This window comes from Streptomyces sp. SGAir0957, from assembly GCF_043523415.1.
This window is the reverse complement of record NZ_CP027290.1, coordinates 348,578-368,908: the sequence shown is the minus strand read 5'-3', so window position 1 is coordinate 368,908 and position 20,331 is coordinate 348,578. Positions and strand designations below refer to the sequence as shown.

General features: G+C 72.9%; 20 protein-coding genes and 1 pseudogene. 6 read left to right on the top strand and 15 right to left on the bottom strand.

Going from position 1 to position 20,331, the window contains the following annotated elements; translation table 11 throughout:
- Window positions 1-8: 8 nt before the first annotated feature.
- Genes C1N81_RS01965 through C1N81_RS01930 form a run of 8 tightly spaced genes read right to left on the bottom strand, consistent with a single transcriptional unit; the run spans window position 9 to window position 7,207 of the window.
- Window positions 9-755: an HAD family hydrolase gene (locus C1N81_RS01965; RefSeq protein ID WP_394426060.1), complete on the bottom strand. Its 747-nt coding sequence runs from the start codon at window positions 753-755 to the stop codon at window positions 9-11.
- Window positions 746-1,288, bottom strand: a complete 543-nt coding sequence (locus C1N81_RS01960) for a P-loop NTPase family protein (protein WP_394426058.1) — start codon at window positions 1,286-1,288, stop codon at window positions 746-748. Before C1N81_RS01960 ends, C1N81_RS01965 begins: the two co-directional genes overlap by 10 nt.
- Window positions 1,276-1,986 carry a 2OG-Fe(II) oxygenase family protein gene (locus tag C1N81_RS01955; RefSeq protein ID WP_394426056.1) on the bottom strand — a complete coding sequence of 237 codons (711 nt, stop codon included), beginning with the start codon at window positions 1,984-1,986 and terminating at the stop codon, window positions 1,276-1,278. The genes C1N81_RS01960 and C1N81_RS01955 overlap by 13 nt, the downstream gene beginning before the upstream one ends.
- The gene (locus C1N81_RS01950) at window positions 1,986-3,806 is read right to left on the bottom strand and encodes a hypothetical protein (protein WP_394426054.1); all 1,821 of its coding nucleotides are present in this window, start codon (window positions 3,804-3,806) and stop codon (window positions 1,986-1,988) included. Before C1N81_RS01950 ends, C1N81_RS01955 begins: the two co-directional genes overlap by 1 nt.
- A complete protein-coding gene (locus C1N81_RS01945) occupies window positions 3,803-4,897 on the bottom strand; it encodes an aminotransferase class I/II-fold pyridoxal phosphate-dependent enzyme (RefSeq protein ID WP_394426052.1) in 1,095 nt (364 codons plus the stop codon). The genes C1N81_RS01950 and C1N81_RS01945 overlap by 4 nt, the downstream gene beginning before the upstream one ends.
- Window positions 4,894-6,216: a B12-binding domain-containing radical SAM protein gene (locus C1N81_RS01940; RefSeq protein WP_394426050.1), complete on the bottom strand. Its 1,323-nt coding sequence runs from the start codon at window positions 6,214-6,216 to the stop codon at window positions 4,894-4,896. The genes C1N81_RS01945 and C1N81_RS01940 overlap by 4 nt, the downstream gene beginning before the upstream one ends.
- Window positions 6,213-7,007 (bottom strand): tyrosine-protein phosphatase, encoded by a 795-nt coding sequence (locus C1N81_RS01935; RefSeq protein ID WP_394426048.1) that lies wholly within the window; start codon window positions 7,005-7,007, stop codon window positions 6,213-6,215. Before C1N81_RS01935 ends, C1N81_RS01940 begins: the two co-directional genes overlap by 4 nt.
- Window positions 7,004-7,207, bottom strand: coding sequence for a hypothetical protein (locus tag C1N81_RS01930; protein ID WP_394426046.1), 204 nt, complete (start codon window positions 7,205-7,207; stop codon window positions 7,004-7,006). The genes C1N81_RS01935 and C1N81_RS01930 overlap by 4 nt, the downstream gene beginning before the upstream one ends.
- A gap of 238 nt (window positions 7,208-7,445) precedes the next feature.
- Here C1N81_RS01930 and C1N81_RS01925 point away from each other — a divergent pair, with 238 nt between their 5' ends.
- Window positions 7,446-7,760 carry an acyl carrier protein gene (locus C1N81_RS01925; RefSeq protein ID WP_394426044.1) on the top strand — a complete coding sequence of 105 codons (315 nt, stop codon included), beginning with the start codon at window positions 7,446-7,448 and terminating at the stop codon, window positions 7,758-7,760.
- Here C1N81_RS01925 and C1N81_RS01920 read toward each other — a convergent pair.
- The 6 genes and pseudogenes from C1N81_RS01920 to C1N81_RS01895 form a co-directional block, all read right to left on the bottom strand.
- Window positions 7,728-7,922, bottom strand: a complete 195-nt coding sequence (locus tag C1N81_RS01920; protein ID WP_394426234.1) for a methylmalonyl-CoA mutase family protein — start codon at window positions 7,920-7,922, stop codon at window positions 7,728-7,730. The genes C1N81_RS01925 and C1N81_RS01920 overlap by 33 nt on opposite strands.
- A 24-nt stretch (window positions 7,923-7,946) precedes the next feature.
- Window positions 7,947-8,438: pseudogene (locus C1N81_RS01915) on the bottom strand (methylmalonyl-CoA mutase family protein); the annotation flags it as partial.
- A gap of 209 nt (window positions 8,439-8,647) precedes the next feature.
- Window positions 8,648-9,640: an NAD-dependent epimerase/dehydratase family protein gene (locus C1N81_RS01910; protein WP_394426042.1), complete on the bottom strand. Its 993-nt coding sequence runs from the start codon at window positions 9,638-9,640 to the stop codon at window positions 8,648-8,650.
- Entirely contained in the window at window positions 9,627-10,589 is a 963-nt protein-coding gene (locus C1N81_RS01905) for a ScbA/BarX family gamma-butyrolactone biosynthesis protein (RefSeq protein WP_394426040.1), read from the bottom strand. Before C1N81_RS01905 ends, C1N81_RS01910 begins: the two co-directional genes overlap by 14 nt.
- Window positions 10,590-10,825: 236 nt before the next feature.
- A complete protein-coding gene (locus C1N81_RS01900) occupies window positions 10,826-11,590 on the bottom strand; it encodes an SDR family oxidoreductase (protein WP_394426038.1) in 765 nt (254 codons plus the stop codon).
- 72 nt (window positions 11,591-11,662) lie between these two features.
- Window positions 11,663-12,298 carry a ScbR family autoregulator-binding transcription factor gene (locus C1N81_RS01895; protein WP_394426036.1) on the bottom strand — a complete coding sequence of 212 codons (636 nt, stop codon included), beginning with the start codon at window positions 12,296-12,298 and terminating at the stop codon, window positions 11,663-11,665.
- A 726-nt stretch (window positions 12,299-13,024) separates the two neighbouring features.
- Here C1N81_RS01895 and C1N81_RS01890 point away from each other — a divergent pair.
- Genes C1N81_RS01890 through C1N81_RS01880 form a run of 3 tightly spaced genes read left to right on the top strand, consistent with a single transcriptional unit; the run spans window position 13,025 to window position 15,454 of the window.
- Window positions 13,025-13,696: a DUF4097 family beta strand repeat-containing protein gene (locus C1N81_RS01890; protein WP_394426034.1), complete on the top strand. Its 672-nt coding sequence runs from the start codon at window positions 13,025-13,027 to the stop codon at window positions 13,694-13,696.
- A 22-nt stretch (window positions 13,697-13,718) separates the two neighbouring features.
- Window positions 13,719-14,681, top strand: coding sequence for an ATP-binding cassette domain-containing protein (locus C1N81_RS01885; protein WP_394426032.1), 963 nt, complete (start codon window positions 13,719-13,721; stop codon window positions 14,679-14,681).
- Complete coding sequence (locus C1N81_RS01880; RefSeq protein ID WP_394426030.1) at window positions 14,678-15,454, top strand: ABC transporter permease; 777 nt, start codon at window positions 14,678-14,680, stop codon at window positions 15,452-15,454. Before C1N81_RS01885 ends, C1N81_RS01880 begins: the two co-directional genes overlap by 4 nt.
- 203 nt (window positions 15,455-15,657) lie before the next feature.
- Here the strand turns inward: C1N81_RS01880 and C1N81_RS01875 are convergent, their stop codons facing one another.
- The gene (locus C1N81_RS01875) at window positions 15,658-16,062 is read right to left on the bottom strand and encodes a hypothetical protein (protein ID WP_394426028.1); all 405 of its coding nucleotides are present in this window, start codon (window positions 16,060-16,062) and stop codon (window positions 15,658-15,660) included.
- Between the two features lie 420 nt (window positions 16,063-16,482).
- On the opposite strand from C1N81_RS01875, the gene C1N81_RS01870 reads away from it, so the two are divergent.
- Window positions 16,483-18,756 carry an MMPL family transporter gene (locus tag C1N81_RS01870; RefSeq protein ID WP_394426027.1) on the top strand — a complete coding sequence of 758 codons (2,274 nt, stop codon included), beginning with the start codon at window positions 16,483-16,485 and terminating at the stop codon, window positions 18,754-18,756.
- Window positions 18,757-18,986: 230 nt separating this feature from the next.
- The gene (gene metK, locus C1N81_RS01865; RefSeq protein WP_394426025.1) at window positions 18,987-20,201 is read left to right on the top strand and encodes a methionine adenosyltransferase; all 1,215 of its coding nucleotides are present in this window, start codon (window positions 18,987-18,989) and stop codon (window positions 20,199-20,201) included.
- The last annotated feature ends 130 nt before the right edge of the window (window positions 20,202-20,331 follow it).

The window sequence follows — 20,331 nt, the reverse complement described above, 5'->3', positions numbered from 1 at the left end:
TCCGCCTTTCAGAGAGATCGGTCTGCAAGCGGTCTTTCGAGGAGTGCGGTCAGGGGCCGCAGGTCGTCCCAGACGGTGGTCGTGGCCCGTTCGGCGGCGGGGAGGCCCGCTCGTCCGTCGCGGTCGAGGAGCGCGGTGCGAAAACCGTGGGCGCGGGGGCCCGCGACGTCGCAGTCGTAGCGGTCGCCGACGAACAGGGTCTCGGCGGCGGTGCACGGGCCGAGTGCGTCGAGGACGCTCGTGAACATGCGCGGGTGCGGTTTGCGGGCGCCGGTCCGCCACGACACGACGCAGGCCCGCGGGCCCAGTCCGGGGCCGAGCAGGGCGTGCAGCTTGCCCTCGACGTCGGGCGAGGCGTTGGAGCACAGGACCCACGGGATCCGGTGCTCGCGCAGGGCGCGCAGGGCGGGGCGCACGTCCTCGTAGAGCGCGAGGCGGCGGGTGTGGAGGACGGCGCGGAGCTCCTCGACGAGCGCCGTGGTGACGGGTACGCGGGCGTAGTCGGCGGCGGCGCGCCAGCTGTCCTCCTCCCAGCGCGCGTAGGCCTCGGCGGTGACCGGCGCGTCGCTCTGGGCGGTGCCGTTCACCCCCTCCACCAGGTCGACGAGGTGGACGGTGTCGATCCGGGCGCGGTCGGGGGCCGCGTCGTACAGGACCTGGGCGGGGCTGCCGACGGTGCCGGGCTCCCAGTGGCCGAGGGTGCCGAAGAAGTCGAACGCGACGGCGCGCGGCGGCGTCGGCGTGGTCACGCGCATCGGGTGCTCCTGTCGGGGGCGAGACGGGCGAGGAGGGCGGTCAGGTCGGGGGCGCGTCCGACGTACAGCGGCCGCAGTCCGTGCGTGTGCGCGAGGCGGCGGGTGCGCGGCAGTTCGACGCGGCGGTAGTGGGCGGCGGTGCGGGCGATGCCGGTGAGTCCGCGCCCGGCCCGCAGGCGTCCTTCGGCGCGCAGGCCGAGGGGCAGGTCCTCGGTCCGGCCGAGGTAGATGCCGAGCGTCCGGCGGGCGAGGCGCCCCAGGCAGACGGCCGGGCCGGGGTCGACGACGATCAGATGGGTGGCCCGGCGGACGCGGATGTCCAAGGTCGGCTGGAAGTTCCCGGCGATGATCCAGCTGTCCCGGCCGGTGACCTCGCGCTGGCGGGCGCGCCACACCTCGGGGTCCGGGCGGGTCCAGCCGCTGCCCCAGTACAGGTCGTCGAGGTCGTACAGGGGCACGCTGGTGCGGGCCGCGAGGGCGGTGGCGAGACGGGACTTGCCCGCTCCCGGGGCTCCGACGACTACGAGCCGCATGACGCCTCCCCCGATCGGTCCGCGCCCGCGTCCCCGGTGCGGGCCCAGTGGGCGTGGAGGAGGAGCGCGCGGCGTGGTGCGCGGGCCCGCGCGTCGACGGGGAACACCTCGTGCCAGGAGTGCTCGGAGCGGGCGAAGGCCAGGGAGTTGCCGTCGCCGGGCAGGAACGTCGCGGCGGGCTCGGGGGCGGTCTCCGTCGGGTAGAGGCCGAGGCCGCCGCCCCAGTGCGGGAGCCAGCCGGGGCAGAGGTAGAGGTTCTGGGAGAACGCCTTGTCGGCGCGGTCGGTGTGGCGGGACATCCAGCCGCCGTGCCGGTACTCGGTCAGCCGGACCTCGATGTCGAGGGGTGCGGCGGGCAGGCCGAGCAGCCGCAGCATGAGGGCGCCGTGGGCCGGGTCGGTCAGCCGGTTCACCGCCGCGCGCCAGACGGGGTCGAGGCCGTCGAGGACGGGGGCGGGGGTGCCGTGCCGGTGGAGGGTGAGCGCGTGGACGGTGTACGTCTTGTCGCCGCCGTCGCGGTGGCGGGCGGTGCGCAGGAGGTGGGCGGGGAAGGTCGCGGTGAGGCGGGCCGTGGCGGCGGCGCCGAGCAGGGCGCCGGGGCCGAGGACGACGTGCGGGAAGGGCCGGGTGCGGCGGGTGCCGGTCTCCGTTCCCGGTGCGGAGCCGGACAGGGCCGGTGCGGCGGTGGGCCGGGGCATCAGCGGGCCCTCCATCGGGTGCGCCAGGACCACATCTGGCTGCCGCTGACCACGACGGCCTTGACCGTGTGCAGTTGGTCGGTGAGGTCGTCGGGGACGGGCAGCGGCAGCCGTTCGGGCGTGGTGCCGAGGCGGGCGCGGCGGACGGGGAAGACGGTGGCGCTGTTCTTGAACGCGGCCTGCCACACGACGTGGCAACTGCCGTGCGCCGTCTCGGGGTTGACCTCCAGGGCGGGGTCGGGTCCGGGGACGAGGCGGAAGGTGACGCAGGAGTCGGTGGCGTCCGGGGTGACGCGGCGGCTGCCGCAGTGCGGGCAGTCGTGGCGCAGGCGGCCCGTGGAGCCGAGCAGGTCGCGGTAGGTGAGCACGTGCATGCGGCGGCCGCACACCTCGCAGCCCTCCTGGCCGAGCCGTTCGCCTTGCGGCCACATGGCCGAGGTGAGCAGGTCGGCCGGGTCCTGCTGGACGAGGAGCAGTTCGAGGGTCTCGGCGACGCCCTCGGCCCAGGCGTCGAGCAGTTGCCGGGTGGCCTCCTGTCCGCCGGGATGGGTGACGAGGCCGTGGGCGGCCCCGCCGGCGAGGCGGCGCACCGCGGTCAGCCGGGACGCCTCGTGCCGGTGGCGCAGCGCGGCCAGGCGTTCGCCGAGTTCGAGGGCGCGGCGCCGGGCGGGCGAGGAGACGAGCGCGCCCGTCAGCTGCCCGTACATCAGGCGCATCCGCTCCAGGTCCAGGCGGTGGCTGTCCAGGTCGGCGGCGCGCGGCGCCCAGTCGGGCACGAGGCGCACCACGTTTGGGGAGAGTCCTTCGGGCAGCACGAGGTGGCGGCGCCCGTAGGCGCTGTCGACGCCGGGGCGCAGGGCGGTGCCGTCCGACACGCGCAGGGCGAAGTGCCTCTCCCCGTCGTCGGGTCGGGCGACGTGGTGCACGCTCACCCCGCGGCCGGAGCGCGGGGTGGTGTCCCCGCCGGGGCCGGTGTCCTGCGCGCCGGGGGTGCCGAAGATCCGGTAGTGGACGCGGCCGCGGCCCGACACGTCGTCGAGGTAGGCGCGCACGCGGTGCGGCGTGCTGTCGCCGGCCAGCGCGTACAGGCCGTGGGTGATGGCCGGGGAGGCGGACGCGTTGCCGGGCGGCGCGACGACCGTGGCGGCGTATCCGTCGAGGAAGCCGACCACCACGTTGGTGCTGGAGGGGTAGGCGGGGTCGATGACCGAGCCGGCCTTGCAGGCGACGAGGGTCACGCTGCCGGCCTTGATGTCGCGGCACAGCAGCACGTTGCCGTGGTCGCGGGAGCGCTTGCAGGTGACGCCCGCCCGGCAGCCGCGCTCCAGGGGCGCGCCGGACGCCAGGTCCCGTTCGACGGAGGTGTACAGGCCGCACGCCACGAGGGGGCCGAGGTCGAGGTGGCCGCCGTCGCCGTGGGCGACCACGACGAGGCGGCGCACGCCCTCGGTCAGCACGCGGCGCAGCGCGTCGCGGTCCGGGGCGCAGTGCTCCCCGTCGAGCAGGACGGTGGCGTGCAGGGTGTCGATGAGCAGCGTGTCGTGGCGCCAGGCGACGTCGGGGGCGCGCAGGCCCTTGGCGCGGACGAACCGGACGCCTTCCGCGCCGAGTCCGAGGTCGCCGTCGTGGTGCGCCTGCAACGTGCGGTAGAGCGCGTTGAGTTCGCGGGGCGGGTCGCCGGGCTCCGCCGTCGTCGGGCAGAGCATCGGCAGCGCCCCCGGCCCCGGCGCGGGCGCGGGGTCGAGGCCGTACCAGTCGGCCACGGCCCGCCAGTGGTGGCCGGCGGGCGGCGCGGCGGGCGGGGTGCTGAGAGTGGTCATGCCCCGCCGACCTCCGCGAGGTGGTGCTCAAGGCGGTCCAGGAACCGTTCGCCGACCGGCCCGTGGGCGACGGTGAACCGCACGTGGTGGTGGAGTCCGGTGGTGCGGCCCATGTCCCGTACGCGGTAGCCGCTGTGCGAGAGGCGGGCGGTCAGCGCGGCGGCGGAGGCGGCCGTGGGGCGCGGTACGTGCAGGAAGTTGCCGCCGGACTCCGGTACGGGGTGGCCGAGCGCGGCGAGCCGTGCCCGGGCCGATTCCCGGGTGGCGGCGATGTCCCGCCACACCTGCGCGAAGCGGTCGTAGACCTGGCCGGTGCGGGTCAGGGCGTGCAGCGCCCAGGCGGAGACGTGGTCCTCCTGGCGGGCCGCGCGCAGCCGGTGCACCAGGTCGGGGCCGCCGCAGGCGACGGCGAGCCGGCCGCCCGCGAAACCGAACATCTTCGACCAGCTCAGCAGGGTCAGGCAGTGGTCGTCGGCCAGTGCGGCGACCTTCAGGGGGTCGCCGGCGAACCCGGCGTAGCAGCCGTCGACGACGAGCAGGTGTCCCCGGCCGCGGCACACGGCCGACAGTTCGGCGACGTGGCCGAGGTCCGGTGTGTGGCCGGCCGGGCCGTTCGGCCAGGAGACCACGACGAGAGCGGGCTCGGATTCCGCGGCGGCGGCGAGCATCGCCTCGGCGGACCCCGTGGCCGTGCCGTCCGGCGAGGCCACCTTCCGCAGCCGCCACAGCGGCGCGTCCACCGCCTGGGTCCACGCCTCGTAGTTGGGCTCCTGGAGCAGGAGGCCGCCCGGGAAGGCGCCGCGCAGCGAGGTCAGCAGGAGCCGGATCACGGCGTCCGAACCGGCGGAGAGCAGCAGGTGGTGCGGGGGAAGGCCGAGCAGTGCGCCCGCCGCGGCGGCGGCGGGCTCCTGCACCGGGTAGCCGCGGAGCACGGCGGGATCGAAGCCGTCCGTCAACTCCCTTACGAGCGAAGGCACTTGAGGATGGTGGAGTTCGTTGGAGCTGAGGTTCACGCGCGGGTCGGCCGCCCGCCGCTCCCGCACCACCGGCCGCGGGAGGAGCCGCCAGTGCGCCTCCCCGACGACGGTCATCGGGCCTGCTCCAGCCGCTGCGGGACGCGCCCGGTCACCGGGGTGACCCGGTCCTCACGGCCGTAGACCAGGTGGTAGAGGCGCTGGGCCGTCTCGCGGTCGGGCGCCTCGTCCGGGTGCAGGAGCTGCCGGTTGAACGCGGACGCCTCGGCGGGGCTCGTCGCGGCGCGCAGCCGGTCCATCGACGAGTACACCGTCGGCCGGACCCGGCCGTCCACCTCACGGATGGCGCGCACGGTGTCCTCGGCGCCCTGCGGGGTCGTCCCCGGCAGCCCCATGATGACGAAGCAGTTCAGTTCGACGCCGAGCCGGGCGCAGGCCGCGGCGAGCTCCTCGTAGCGCTGCTGCTCCATGCGCTTGAGGCGGGGCAGCGCGGCGTGCCCCGACGGGTCGAGGGTCTCCACGCCGACGCTGACGCGTACGCAGCCGGACGCGGCCATCGCCTCCAGGAGCGGTTCGCCGAGGTGGGCGACGGTCGTGGCGCACTTCCACGGGTACGGGCTGCCGAGGTCGATCAGTTCGCGGCACAGGCGCTCGGTCCACTTGCGGTCGAGCGTGAAGGTGGGCGCGTAGAACGCCACGTACTCGAAGGGGTGCGCCGCGAAGCTGGTCCGGATGTAGTCGACGGTCCGCTCGACGCTCAGCCTGCGGTCGCGCAGCCCCTGGAAGGTGGGGACCTCGCAGAATGAGCAGTTCACCGGGCAGCCGCGGGACGCGGGGACGACCAGTTCGCGGCGGTTCGGGATGCCGCAGAACTTGTTCTGGTCGCGCTGGTACATCCGCTCGTAGGCCTGGTACGGGATCTCCTCGACGGCGGGCAGCACCCACTCGGACGCGGGCAGGAAGGTGCCGGGGGCCGCGTCGCGCACGTCCTGGCCGCGCAGCACGACGCCGGGCAGGGGCGCCTGCTGGGCGCCCGCGACGTGGCGGACGTACGCGGCGACGCCCGCCTCCGGGTCGCCGCCGACGACCACCGCGTCCAGGTCGTAGCCGTCGAAGGCGCGGGGTGCCTGGCTGCTCAGCCGTCCCGCGGTGACCACCTTGGTGTCCGGGGAGAGGGTGCGCACGTAGGTCAGCAGGCGGGGCAGGTCGTCGACGTTGTCGAAGTCGTTCATGACGGCCAGCACGTCCGCCCGCTCCTGGAAGAGCAGGTCGCCGATCTCTTTCCAGGTGTAGTTCAGCGCGCCCGCGTCGACGGCGCGCACCTCGTCGACCTCGGGCAGGGTGCGCAGGTAGTTGGCCGTCAGGAACGTGCTGATGTGGTGTCCCGCGTTGAAGTAGCTGGGGACGTGCGGCGGCCACAGGACCAGGACCTTCATGCCAGTTCACCTTTCGGTCGCGTGAGGCGGGCGCGGGCCCGTCGGAGCAGGGCCGCGTCGACGGCCGGCCGGGGAGCGGGCCCCCCGGCGTCCCGTGCGGCGCGCAGGCGCAGGACGTCGAGCACGTGCTGGGGGACGCCCGGCGGAAGGTCGCAGCGGCGCAGCACCTCGGCGGGGCTCTCGCCCCGCCGCGCGGCGTAGGCGTCGAGCCAGTCGCGGCGCCGGGCGAGCGCCGGGCCGGTGCGGGCGAACTCCGCGCGATTGTCGGGGTCGCGCACGCCGAGGAGGCGCAGCAGGAGCAGGATCACCAGGCCGGTGCGGTCCTTGCCGAGCCGGCAGCCGACGACGACCGGTCCGGTGTCCTCGGCGACGAGACGCAGAAGGCTTTCCACGACCGTCCAGGCGCCCGGCATCATGCGCACGTAACTCTTCGCGAAGTATTCCGGGCCGCGGGCCGACGGGGGCACGCGGCGGGCGGTGTCGGGGTCGCGCAGCGGAATGCGGTGCACCGTCACGGAGGCGGGTACAGGGATATCTTCGGTCACCTCCGATGGCGACCTCAGGTCGAGGAAATGAATTCTTTCCCGATCCGCCGTGCAGCGGTTCTCCTCCCCTTCCCCGGCCATGTCGAGGACGAGTCCCGGGAGCGCGCATTCCATGGCGGCGGTCCTGAATACCACCCCCGGTGCGGTCTCCTCCCCGAAAGAGGTCGGGATACCGCCGATGTCCCGGGTGTTCAGCCGGCGGGAGGCTGGAACGCGGGGCTCTCCCGCGCCCCAGCGCCGGGTCATTCCGCGATGAGCCCGTCATTGAGCGAGGCGGCGTCGAGGCTGCCCTCGCTGCTCAGGCGGGCCTCGTTCGGGAGGGACTCGCCGTCCCAGTCGGCGGAGACGTTCGCCGCGATCTCGCCGTCCCAGTCGGCGGAGACGTTCGCCGCGATCTCGCCGTCCCAGCCGTCGGACGAACTGTTCATCATCTCGTTCTCGGACATCAGGAACCTTCCTGGAGAATCAGCAGGGAAGAACACATGGACCCGGAGTGCGGCCCGCCCCGAACGATTACAGCCCGCCCGTGCGGCAACAAGAGCGACCGCAATTCCGTCGACCGGCTCTCCAGCGAACCCTCAGAGCAATTCTCCGCCCGCTTCCCGATGCACCGGAATTCAAGCGGAAGTCGAGGCCGGGCCCATAGAACCGATGGGCCCGGCCCGCGTCCGCGAAGGAGTCCTGATGCGTCACTCCCAGGCCATCGAAGAGTTCCTGGCCACCCAGCTCGGCGGGGCCCCGGCGGGCGCACCGGAGCCGGACCAGGATTTGCTGGCCCACGGCGTCCTCGACAGCATGGGCGTCATGCAGCTGGTCGCCTGGATCTGCGACCGCTACGCCGTCGACCTCGACGGCTGGATACCGGACGCGGACGAACTGCGCTCGGTGCGCGCCATCGACGCGTTCATCACCCGCCGGACCGGCGCCGCCTCCGGAGCGGCCCCATGGACGCTCGCGGGATCCGTGTCACCCGGTGCCCCACACCTCGCGCAGTACTGAGCAGACCTCGCCGAGGGTCGCCCCGGCGGACAGGGCGGTCTTCATCGGGTGCAGGACGTTGTCCGGTCCGGCCGCGGTCGTGCGCAGCGCCGTCAGAGCGGCGTCGACACGGTCCCCGCAGCGCCAGGCGCGGAGTTTGGCGAGACGTTCGCCCTGCCGCAGCCCGGCGCCGGGCGCGCTGCGCCGGGGTGCGGGGCCTGCCGGGGCGTCGTCGCCGGGGCCTTGCGGTGCGGCCGTGCCCCAGCGCGGGAGTTCGGCCCTGCAGTAGGCGAGGACGTCCGCGTTCAGCCGCAGGGAAGCGCGGGGCGGGAAGAGGGGCGCGGCCGCGCGGGGGTGCTGCCCGGCCCGGCCGTGGCGCAGCGCCCCGGTCAGCCGGTCGGCGGCCACCCCTTGTTCCTCGGCCACCAGGTGGTAGAGGAGGAGCAGCGGTGCGGCCGGGGCGCCGACGGTCATCGAGGTGGAGACGTCGCCGAGCGGGATGCCGCCGAACAGGACGCGCATGTCGTCGATCGAGTCGACCGCGACGCCGTCCCTGCCGACCTCACCCGCGGCGGCCGGGGCGTCGCTGTCGTGGCCGAGCCGGGTGGGCAGGTCGAAGGTGACCGACAGCCAGGTCGCCCCGTTCGCGATCAGCTGCCGGTACCGGGCGTTGGCCTCCACCGCGGTTCCGCGGCCCGCGCGTACGCCGGGAGCGGTGATCTGCACGGTCATACGCGAGTCGGCTCCTGTCGGTCCTGGCCCACACGTCCGGACGGACCGGGCGGCGGACCCGTGGTGCGATACAGGCTCGTCGAACGCCCGAAACGCTACACATCACGGCTGGAGGAACGATCGCAGGCGGCTGGAGCCGGGCTGAAGCCGCACTCGAACGCCCATGGCCAGGGCCCTCAACTCCCGTACAAGCGGTACCAGTCCCGGCTCTCCGCGAGCCTCGTCTCCAGGCCCGGGCCCGGGTGCCGGCCGGTCCGGGTCCACAGTTTGGCCGCGTCGTACCAGTGGTCCTGGGTGAGCAGGGCGTACTGGTGGTCGGAGAGGGCGGGCAGGGCGGTGCGGACGCGGGAGCGGTGCTCGCCGGGCGGGAGCGTGCGGGTCGGCAGGGGTGTGCCGAGGAGATCGTGCAGCGCGGATCGCAGCCGGGCCATCGTCACGGGCCGCGGGTCCGCCGCGTGGAAGACCTCCGGTCCGCGCACCGCCCACGGGTCGAGCGCCAGGGCGACGACGCAGCGGGCCAGGTCGCGGACGGCGATGACCGACATGAGCGGGTCGCAGCCGGCCGGCCACACGGGGACGCGGCGCAGCAGCCGGTCGATGGCGGGCACCACCCACCGGTCCCCCTCCCCGTACACGAGGTGCGGCCGCAGGACCGCTCCGCCCGCGTCGAGCACGGCCTGCTCGCCGCGCACCCTGGAGGCGCTCGCCGCGGACTCCGGGCACAGCGGCACCTCCCCTTCGCGCGCCCCGCGATGGGGACCGCCGCCGTAGACGGACGCGGTGCTGATGTGGACGACGCGGTCCACCCCGGCCCGCCGCGCCTCGTCGAGCAGCGCCAGGGTCCCGGCGTGGTTGACGGCGGCGCAGCGCTCGGCGTCCCGTCCGACGTAGGAGGCGGTGTGCACCAGTGTCGTGACGCCGTCGCAGGTTCCCCGCAGGGTGTCGCGGCGGGTCAGGTCGGCGCGGACGTGGCGCACGGGCGAGCCGGCGGGCAGGCGCGGCCCGCCCCGGGAGGACAGCACCCGTACGGCGGTGCCGGTGCGGGCCCGGAGTTCGCGGACGACGGCCCGGCCGATGAAGCCCGTGCCGCCCGCGACGAGCACGGTGTCCACGGCGGCCGGTGCGACCGCCGTGGCTCCCGCGCCCCCGTCCGGCTCAGTCCTGCGCACTGGTGTCCAGCGCGACCCGGCACGCGCCGACCTCGGTGCCGCCCTGGTGGAAGTGGACGGTGAGGTGGGTGCGGCCCGCCGCGTCGACCTCCGAGGGGCCCGCGGTCACCAGGCACGGGACGTGGAACTCGACGTACCGCTTGAAGTGCGCCTCGCAGGCGACCAGCAGGGCCGAGGGTGCCCGCAGGGCGAGCAGCGCCATCTGCCGCGCGGCTTCCATCAGCACCATGCCGGACACGTGGTCGACAGGGTGGTCGAAGAGGACCGGGTGCTCCGGGTCGATGCGCAGCGGCAGCACGCCGTCGGCCACGGAGGTGCCGAGCACGACGTCGAACTCGTTGTCCCGCCCGACGAGCCGGGGTTCCACCGGCTGTCCGGCGGGGTGCGACGCCCGCGCCGCGAAGCAGTCGCCGCGCAGCCGCTTGTAGACGGCCGGGGAGACGCACTGGCCTTGCAGGTAGCCCTTGCCGATGCGCTCGCCGTCGCGCAGGGCGACGACGTCGTAGGCGTACGAACTGACCGCTCCGGCACGGCGTTTGACCTCGGCGAGGCTCATGTCGAGCACGACGTGGGCGGGGCGTCCGGGACGCGACAGCCGGACTCCGGCCTCGTCGGCCTCGAAGGAGGTGCGGGTGGTGAGGAACTGGTGCGTCATGGGGACGTCCAGCGCCTCGTGGGCGAGCAGCAGACAAGCCTGCCGAATCGATTCGGCAAACAGCATCGGATCGTGCCACCGGTTCGCGACGGACCCGTAGTAGCTGTGTCCGCGCGACCACTGGGCACCGAGCCGGTACGAGGTGCCCTCGGTGCTCCGCCATCCGGTCACGAGCACCTCGGAGACCGCGGCGCGGTGCACGAGGCTGCGCGGGACGGTCTGTTCGAAGAGATCGAGGTCGCGGTCGTGGCCTGTCCGGTGGTCCGGACGGTCGGTCTGGAGAAGCAGACTCACCTTGTCCCCCTGGCTAAGACGTCGATCGGGATGAAAACGCGTCCTGAGCAGAACAAACGACGGGCGCGAAGCCCCCAGTGCGCCACGAAAGTAAGGAGAGAATACCAGTCGACTGGTTTTTTTTTACATGTGTAGTCGGCAAATTGGGGTAGGCGGAAGGGTTGGGCCGCCGGGAGGCCCGGCGGCGTCAGGGCCGCACGGGCCCCACGGGTCGTGAGAACCGCGAGGTGAGAGCCTTAGAGGCGGCTGCCGCCCGAGGCGTCGATGCACTGCCCGGTGATCCACCGGGACGCGTCGGACGCCAGGAACAGGACGATGTCGGCGACGTCCGTGGGCTGGCCGAGGCGGTTGAAGACCGACCACGCCGCCAGTTCGTCCGCGGCCTTGGCGTTCAGCCGCTTCGTGGCGTTCATGTCGGTCTCGATGAACCCCGGACGCACCGCGTTCACCGTGATGTTGCGGTCCCCCATCTCCTTGGCGAGCGCCAGGGTGAAGGTGTCCACGGCCCCCTTGCTCATCGAGTAGACGAGGGACTCGGGGTAGGCGAGGCGCGTCGCGGCCGACGAGACGTTGATGATCCGGCCGCCGTCGTGGATGCGTTTGACCGCCTGCTGCGACACGAACACCAGCGACCTGGTGTTCACCGCGAAGATGCGGTCGAACAGCTCGGGGGTGACCTCCTCGATGCGGGCCGCGCCGCTGACCCCCGCGTTGTTGACCAGGATGTCCAGACCCGGGGCCGCGCCCAACTGGGCCACCCCCGCGTCGAACTGGGCGTACATCAGCTCCACCGCGCCGGGTGCGCCGAGGTCGGCCCGGATCGAGAAGGCGCGGCCGCCGTCGTCGCGGATCGCGCTCAACGTCTCGTCGGCCGCGGCGTCGTCCCCCTTGAAGTGCACACCGACCAGGGCCCCTTCGCGGGCGAGGCGGCGCGCGATACCGCGCCCTATCCCGCGACTCGCTCCGGTGACCAACGCCGTCTTGCCCGCCAAAGCGCCCATGTCTCCCCCTGAGACTCCCCCGCAGGAGCGAACAGCCCCCAGCGTGTGAAGTTTGTAGCACTCATGGGCAATCTACGGGAGATCTGTGAAGGCCATGGTCCGTACCTGGTGCGGATCGCCGGGCGGCACGAGGAGCGGCAGGAACAGCTCCCACAGGCGCGTCAGCCACGCGTCGCCCTCGTCCGCCGGCACCCCCATCGAGGCGAGGACCTCGACCCCGGAGACCGCGGCGGTGACGAGGGTACGGGCCGATCCGTCGGCGACCTGGCCGTCCAGTTCGTTCTTGCGCCGGGCCTCGTCGAGGAGCTCCCACAGCCGCCCCAGCCACAGCGGGTAGAAGTCGGACGGGGCCCCGGCCCCGCTCCCGCGCTCCCGGGTGATCCGCACGCTCGCCCGCACGAACGGGTCCTCGCGCAGCAGGCGGTTGAGCTCGTGCGTGGCGTCGATCAGGACCTGCAGGCTGAGCTCCTCCCGCCGGGCGATGGACCTGATGGCGGCCTCGCAGATCTCCTGGCCGCGCATCTGGACCGCGTCCGCGAGGTCGTCCTTGGTGGCAAAGTGGAAGAAGAGCGCGCCCTTGGTGACGCCGGCCGCCACGCTCACGTCGCCGAGGGTGGCCCGGACGAAGCCGCGGTCCGCGAACAGCTGCGCCGCGGACGTGATCAGCCGCTCCAGCGTCCGCGCCGACCGCTCCTGCTTCGCCTTCATGGGCGCTTCACCTCGTAATGTCCGTGTACGGGCCGACATCAGCCACCCGCGTACGACAGCGTGAGGCCACCGGCGCGGGGAGAGATCCGCCCGGAGTGCGCATGACTGTAGGAACCGGTCGAATGGCAAGTCAATTTAAACCGCTCGGTAGGTTTTTTGTGCGCAATGGGGTGTGCGCATATGCCGTCCGCGTACGGCGACGACCAGCGGAGAGAGCACCGCACCTGGCGTTCACCTCCGACTTGTTGCAACGATTTTGGGGCCCGCTGTTGCGTTCACCTAGAGATCGTTGCAACCCTTCCCGCGCTTTGCCTGCTTCGTAGCGTAGTTGCACCGTGAAGACTGTGCCACGTCACTGAACGCAACGTAGCGTTTCCAGCCACCGAAACGACCGGGCCGCGCCGGGCGGACGTCGTGGCTCAAGTGAGGTTCGAGCGGCGCTGCACCGGCGCGCGGGACAGTCGGCACGTTCACCCGGTCCCGGGCGCGGCGGCCCGCGCGCGGCCCGGCGCTCCCGCAGCGCGTTCACCGTCAATCATTGCAACACTCAACCCTCGAATCGTTGCATTCAAACCAAGTTCATTGCAATGATTATGCGGTTCTGACCTGCACTGCTTGCGAGTTGAGTGCACCAGTCGTGTTGCCGGAACCGTGAATGCAACGTAGCGTTTCCATCATCAGAAACGGCGGGCCGCAGGGACCGCGACGCGGATGAAGGAGAGCACGATGCAGAAGTTCGACACCCCGGCCCCGGTCCCGACCGTCCTCGACATCCCGGCGGGGCGCATCCACCTCGTCGCGGCCGACCAGGCCGAGACGAGCGTCGAGGTGCTGCCCGCCGACGCCGGCAAGAGCCGCGACGTGAAGGCCGCCGAGCAGATCGAGGTCTCCTTCCGCGAGGGCGTGCTGCGGATCGAGGCGCCCGAGGCGAAGCACGGGGTGCTCGGCAACTCCGGCTCCGTCGAGGTGACCGTCCACCTGCCCGCCGGATCGCACGTCGACGCGAAGGCCGCGAGCGCCGAACTGACCACCAAGGGCCGGCTCGGCGACGTCACCTTCGAGGGGGCGCAGGCCACCGTCGCCCTGGACGAGAGCGCGCACACCCGGCTCACCGTCGCCGACGGGAACGTGTCGGTGGCCCGCCTCACCGGATCCGCCGAACTGCGCGCCCAGAAGGGCGACCTGACCGTCACCGAAGCCTCGAACGGCACTCTCACCCTGCACACCGAGTCGGGCCGGATCTCGGTGGGCGCCGCCCCCGGCGTCTCCGCCACCCTCGACGCCCGCACCGCCTACGGCCGGGTCACCAACACGCTGCGCAACAGCGACGGTGCCGCCGCCGGTCTGACCATCCACGCGACCACCTCGCACGGCGACATCACCGCCCGCGGCCTCTGAACCCCGAAACGGAGCTCCCCCCATGACGAACCTGGCCATCGCGGCGCACGGGTTGCGCAAGTCCTACGGAGACAAGACCGTCCTCGACGGCTTCGACATCACCGTCCCCGAAGGCACGATCTTCTCCCTCCTCGGGCCCAACGGTGCCGGCAAGACCACCGCCGTGAAGATCCTCTCCACCCTGATCGCGCCCGACCCGGGCTCCGGGCAGATCACGGTCGGCGGGCACGACCTCGCCACGAAGGCCCAGTCCGCCCGCGCCGTCATCGGTGTCACGGGGCAGTTCTCCGCCGTCGACGGGCTGATCACCGGCGAGGAGAACATGCTCCTCATGGCCGACCTGCACCACCTGTCCAAGGCCGAGGGGCGGCGCGTCACCGCCGAACTCCTGGCCCGTTTCGACCTGGTGGAGGCGGCCAAGAAGCCCGCCTCGACCTACTCAGGCGGCATGAAGCGCCGCCTTGACATCGCGATGACGCTGGTCGGCAGCCCGCGGATCATCTTCCTGGACGAGCCGACGACCGGCCTCGACCCGCGCTCGCGCCACAACATGTGGAACATCATCCGCGAGCTCGTCACCGACGGCGTCACCGTGTTCCTCACCACCCAGTACCTGGAGGAGGCCGACGAACTCGCCGACCGCATCGCGGTCCTGAACGACGGCAAGATCGCGGCCGAGGGCACCGCCGAGGAGCTGAAGCGGCTGGTCCCCGGCGGCCACGTCCGCCTCCGCTTCACCGACCCCATCGCCTTCCAGTCCGCCGCCCTCGCCCTGACCGAGGCCGCGCGCGACGACGAGACGCTGGCCCTGCAGATCCCCAGCGACGGCAGCCAGCGCAACCTGCGCTCGATCCTGGACCGGCTCGACGCGGCCGGCATCGAGGCCGACGAGCTGACCGTGCACACCCCCGACCTGGACGACGTGTTCTTCGCGCTCACCAGCACGAGCGGCGTCCCCACCCAGCCCAAGGAGACCGTCCGATGAGCTCCCTGTCCCTCGCGGTCCGCGACTCGGGCACGATGCTGCGCCGCAACCTGCTGCACGCCCGCCGCTACCCCTCGCTCACCCTGAACCTGCTGCTCACCCCGGTGATGCTGCTCCTGCTCTTCGTCTACATCTTCGGCGACACGATGAGCGGCGGCGCGGGCCGCGACGCCTACATCTCCTTCATCGTCCCCGGCATCCTGCTGATGACGATCGGCTCGACCACCATCGGCACCGCGGTCTCCGTCTCCACGGACATGAGCGAGGGCATCATCGCCCGCTTCCGCACCATGGCCATCCACCGCAGCTCGATCCTCTTCGGGCACGTCGTCGGCAGCGTCGTGCAGACGCTCCTGAGCCTGGTCCTCGTCGGCGCCATCGGTGTCGCCATGGGCTTCCGCTCGGTCGACGCCTCGGTCCTGGAGTGGCTCGCGGCCTTCGGCCTGGTCACGCTCTTCACCCTCGCGTTCACCTGGATCGCGGTCGGCATGGGCCTCGGCAGCCCGAACGCGGAGGCCGCCAGCAACAACGCGATGCCGCTGATCCTCCTCCCCCTCATCTCCAGCGCCTTCGTCCCGCTGCACTCGATGCCCGGCTGGTTCCAGCCGATCGCCGAGTACCAGCCCTTCACCCCCGCCATCGAGACCCTGCGCGGCCTGCTCCTCGGCAGCGAGATCGGCAACAACGGGTGGATCGCCCTCGTCTGGTGCGTGGGCCTGACCGTCCTCGGCTACCTGTGGTCCAAGGCCCAGTTCAACGCCGACCCCAAGTAACCCGGGTCTGCGGCGCACTCCCTCTCCAGCGGTTCACGAGCGGCCCTCCCCCGGCCGCCGGAATGCTCGGGGCAGGGAGTCCGCCCGGGGGCCACACCGCCCCCGCGACCCCGAGCCCGCCCGCCGGCGCCCCGCCCACCCCCCGTGGGGCACCGGCGGGCTTCCGGCGTTTCACGCGCGGGCGCGCACCGGCAGCGCCCGGCTCATCGTGTGCAGGCTTTGGTCAGTTCGCCCGCGGCGGCCTTGGCGGGGCCCAGGTCCGGGCTCGTGTCGCCGTTCTTGAGGGCCTCGACGACGTTGGCGACGGCCCGGCCCAGATCCTTGACGGCCCGGTCCACGTCGACGTCGTCGCTCTGCCCGGCGATGTCCCTCAGGTCGTCCTCGATCGGGGAGAAGTAGCCGTCGGCCTCGGAGGGGTCCAACGCGGCGTCGCGCGCGGCCCGTTGGAGGTCGTCGACGCTGCCCGCGACGGCGTTGGCGGTGCGGACGCAGTCCAGGGTGCGGTGGGCCGCCTCGCAGCCCGCGAGGGTGAGCGCCCCCGCGGCGAGGGCGATCGCGGCGGCGGCGGCAAGGACGCGCGGACGTGTCGGAGCGTGGGTGCGGGGCATGGGGGTCGGGTCCCTTCCCTGAGACGGCCGGTGGGCGTGCGGTGACGACCGGTGGAGGACCGGTCGGCGACCGGTGGGCGTGCGGTGACGACCGGTGGGCGTGCGGTGGTGCCGGACAGGACGCGCGCGCCCATCGTGGCGCGGCCGCGGCGGGCGGTGGGGGCCGGTCCACGGGTTCTGCAGCGATGCTCTGCCCGGTCTTCAGCGCGACCGGTGCGGGCCCGGCTCACGGCTGGCCGGAAACGGTGCGTGCCGTCGAGAACCGCTGGAGAAGCGCTCCAGAGACCGCGGAGATCCCGCTCGGCCCCTGGCCCTTCCCGTCAACGTGTGTGCGTACGGAGCCGATCGCCCCGGCGTGACACGCCCGGCGGCCGGCCCGTGCGTACGTCCCCGACCCCTCACGACGGAAGCGCGGTTGCCGTGGCTACCTTCCTTTACCGACTCGGCCGACTCGCCTTCAGGCGCCGCGGCCTCTTCGCTCTCTTCTGGGTGCTGATCGTCGTCGGCGCCGGTGCCGCGGCGTCCTCCGCGCCCACCCCGCCGACCGAGCAGTTCTCGATGCCGGGCACCGAGTCCCAGAAGGCGTTCGACCTGCTGGAGAAGAAGTTCCCCGACGCGAGCGCCGAGGGCGCCAGCGCCCGTGTGGTGCTGCGCGCACCCGCCGGGAGGACGATCTCCGACGAGCGCGCCGCCGTCGAACGCCTCGTCGGCGAACTCGGCAAGGCGCCGCAAGTGGCCGCCGTGGCCGACCCGTTCAAGGCCCGCTCGATCAGCGGCGACGGCCGGACCGCGTACGCGGTGGTGACCTACGAGGTCGCGGCGCCCGACGTCACCGACGCGGCGCACGACGCGCTCACCAAGGCCACCGACCGGGCCCGCGACGGCAGTCTGACCGTCGAGGCGGGCGGCGACGCCATCATGGTCGAGCAGGAGATGAACGGCACCGGCGAGCAGATCGGTGTGCTCGTCTCCGCCGTCGTCCTCGTGCTGACGTTCGGCGCGCTGCTCGCCGCCGGGATGCCGCTGCTCACCGCCCTCATCGGGGTCGGCATCGGCACGTCCGCGATCACCGCGCTCGGCAGCGCGCTCGACCTCTCGGCCACGACGTCGACGCTGGCGATGATGATCGGCCTCGCGGTCGGCATCGACTACGCCCTGTTCGTCATCTTCCGCTACCGCGCCGAGATCGCCGAGGGGCACTCCCCCGACGTCGCGGCGGGCCGGGCGACCGGCACCGCCGGTTCGGCGGTCGTCTTCGCCGGGCTCACCGTGATCATCGCGCTCGCCGGTCTCGCGGTCGTGAACATCCCGGTCCTCACCAAGATGGGGCTCGCCGCCGCGGGTACGGTCGCCGTCGCCGTACTGGTCGCGGTCACCCTCGTACCGGCCCTGCTCGGCTTCGCTCCGCGCCGTGTGCTGCGCGTCGCCGACCGGCGTCTCGTCCGGACGAAAAAGCCGCTGTCGCCGCGCAAGCTGGCCCGGTCCGAGAAGAAGGCGGCGAAGCTCGCCGCGCGGACCAAGCCGAACCTGTCGACGCGCTGGGCCTCGTTCGTGGTGCGCCGCCCGGTGGGTGTGCTGATCGTCGCGGTCCTCGGGCTCGGGGCGCTGGCCCTGCCCGCAACGCGGCTGGAGCTCGGTCTGCCGGGCGAGGGCACGATGGCGAAGGACACCACGCAGCGCAAGGCGTACGACCTGCTGTCGCAGTCGTTCGGGCCCGGCTTCAACGGTCCGCTGACGGTGACCGTCGAGGGCCGGGACGCGGCGGCCGCAGGCGACAAGGCGGGCGCCGCCCTGAAGAAGGTGGCGGGCGTCGCGTCCGTCTCGCCCGCCACCGCCAACAAGGCGGGCGACACGGCGATCCTCAGCGTCGTCCCGAAGACCGGACCGACGGACGACGCGACGAAGGAACTGGTCAAGGACGTCCGTGCGCGGGCCGCGACCCTTGCGGCGTCCTCGGGCGCGGCCGAGATCCTGGTGACGGGGCAGACCGCCCTGTTCATCGACTTCTCGCAGGCGCTGTCCGACGCGCTCGTGCCCTACCTGGCGCTGGTGGTCGGCCTCGCGTTCCTGCTGCTGCTCCTGGTGTTCCGCTCGGTGCTCGTGCCGCTGAAGGCGGCGCTCGGCTTCCTCCTGTCGGTGAGCGCGGCGCTCGGCGCGGTGGTCGCGGTCTTCCAGTGGGGCTGGGCCGCCGACGTGCTCGGGGTCGACCAGCCGGGCCCGATCATGACGACGATGCCGATGTTCATGATCGGTGTGGTCTTCGGGCTCGCGATGGACTACGAGGTCTTCCTCGTGACCCGGATGCGGGAGGCGTACGTGCACGGCGCCGGGGCCGAGGAGGCCGTCGTGACCGGCTTCCGGCACAGCGGACGGGTCGTCACCGCCGCCGCGATCATCATGATCAGCGTCTTCTCCGGCTTCATCTTCGAGGTCAACGACCTGGTCAAGATGATGGGCTTCGGTCTCGCGTCGGCCGTCCTGTTCGACGCGTTCCTCGTCCGCATGACCATCGTGCCCGCCGTGCACGCCCTCCTCGGCGACGCCGCCTGGTGGCTGCCCCGCTGGCTCGGCCGCCTCCTGCCGAACGTCGACGTCGAGGGCGAGAAGCTGCACCGCCCGCCGACCGCCCCGCTGCCCGCAGGACCCGGCAGGCAGGGTGAACCGGGGGCGTACGAGCGCGACCTCGTGCACTGACCCGGACTCCTGCGGCCCGGCCCGATCCCGCACGGATCGCGCCGGGCCGCGGGTGTGCAGGGCGGCGGGTGTACCGGGCGGCGGCTGGCTCTGGCGGGGTTCTGCCGCTCTTCGAGTGCTCCTCTTTCGGCGTCGGTCATCGTGGCAGGCACCCGGGCGGTCCCGCCCGCCTGTGCCGCGCTTCGTGTCCGACGCCCTTCGCGTTGTGGGCCACAACCGTCTGGAGAGTCATGTCCCGTCGCCTGTTCACCTCGGAGTCCGTGACCGAAGGACATCCCGACAAGATCGCCGACCGGATCAGCGACACCGTGCTCGACGCGCTGCTGCGGGAGGACCCCGCCTCCCGTGTCGCGGTCGAGACGCTGATCACCACCGGTCTGGTGCACGTGGCCGGCGAGGTGACGACGACGGCGTACGCGCCGATCGCGCAGCTCGTGCGCGAGGCCGTCCTCGACATCGGCTACGACTCCTCCGCCAAGGGCTTCGACGGCGCGTCCTGCGGTGTCTCGGTGTCGATCGGCGCGCAGTCGCCGGACATCGCGCAGGGCGTCGACACGGCGTACGAGAAGCGCGTCGAGGGCGCGGACGGCGGTGACGAGCTCGACCAGCAGGGCGCGGGCGACCAGGGCCTGATGTTCGGCTACGCGACCGACGAGACGCCCACCCTGATGCCGCTGCCGATCGAGCTGGCCCACCGGCTCTCGCGGCGCCTGACCGCGGTGCGCAAGGACGGCACGGTCCCCTATCTGCGGCCCGACGGCAAGACGCAGGTCACCGTCGAGTACCAGGGCAGCCGCCCGGTCCGGCTCGACACGGTCGTCGTCTCCTCGCAGCACGCCCCCGGCATCGACCTGGACTCCCTGCTCGTCCCCGACCTGCGCGAACACGTCGTCGAGCACGTCCTCCACCAGCTCGCCGAGGACGGGATCAAGCTGGAGACGGACGACTACCGGCTCCTGGTCAACCCGACGGGCCGGTTCGAGATCGGCGGCCCGATGGGCGACGCGGGCCTGACCGGCCGCAAGATCATCATCGACACGTACGGCGGCATGGCCCGCCACGGCGGCGGCGCGTTCTCCGGCAAGGACCCGTCCAAGGTGGACCGCAGCGCCGCGTACGCGATGCGCTGGGTCGCGAAGAACGTCGTCGCGGCAGGGCTCGCCTCCCGCTGCGAGGTGCAGGTCGCGTACGCGATCGGCAAGGCCGAGCCGGTCGGCCTGTTCGTGGAGACCTTCGGCACCGGCAAGGTCGCGCAGGCCACGATCGAGGCGGCGATCGCCGAGGTCTTCGACCTGCGCCCCGCCGCGATCATCCGCGACCTCGACCTGCTCCGCCCGATCTACGCGCAGACCGCCGCCTACGGCCACTTCGGCCGTGAACTGCCCGACTTCACCTGGGAGCGCACCGACCGCGCCCAGCAGCTCAAGGCGGCCGCGGGCATCTGAGCCCGCAGCCGTGCGGCGGGCCCGCCGGGTCCGCCGCCCGACGGCCGGGCCCGGCGGCAGTTCGGGCGGGAGCACGGCCGCGGCCCCGGTGGGCCGGTCCCGTGCGCCACCGGCGATCAGCGACCGAAGC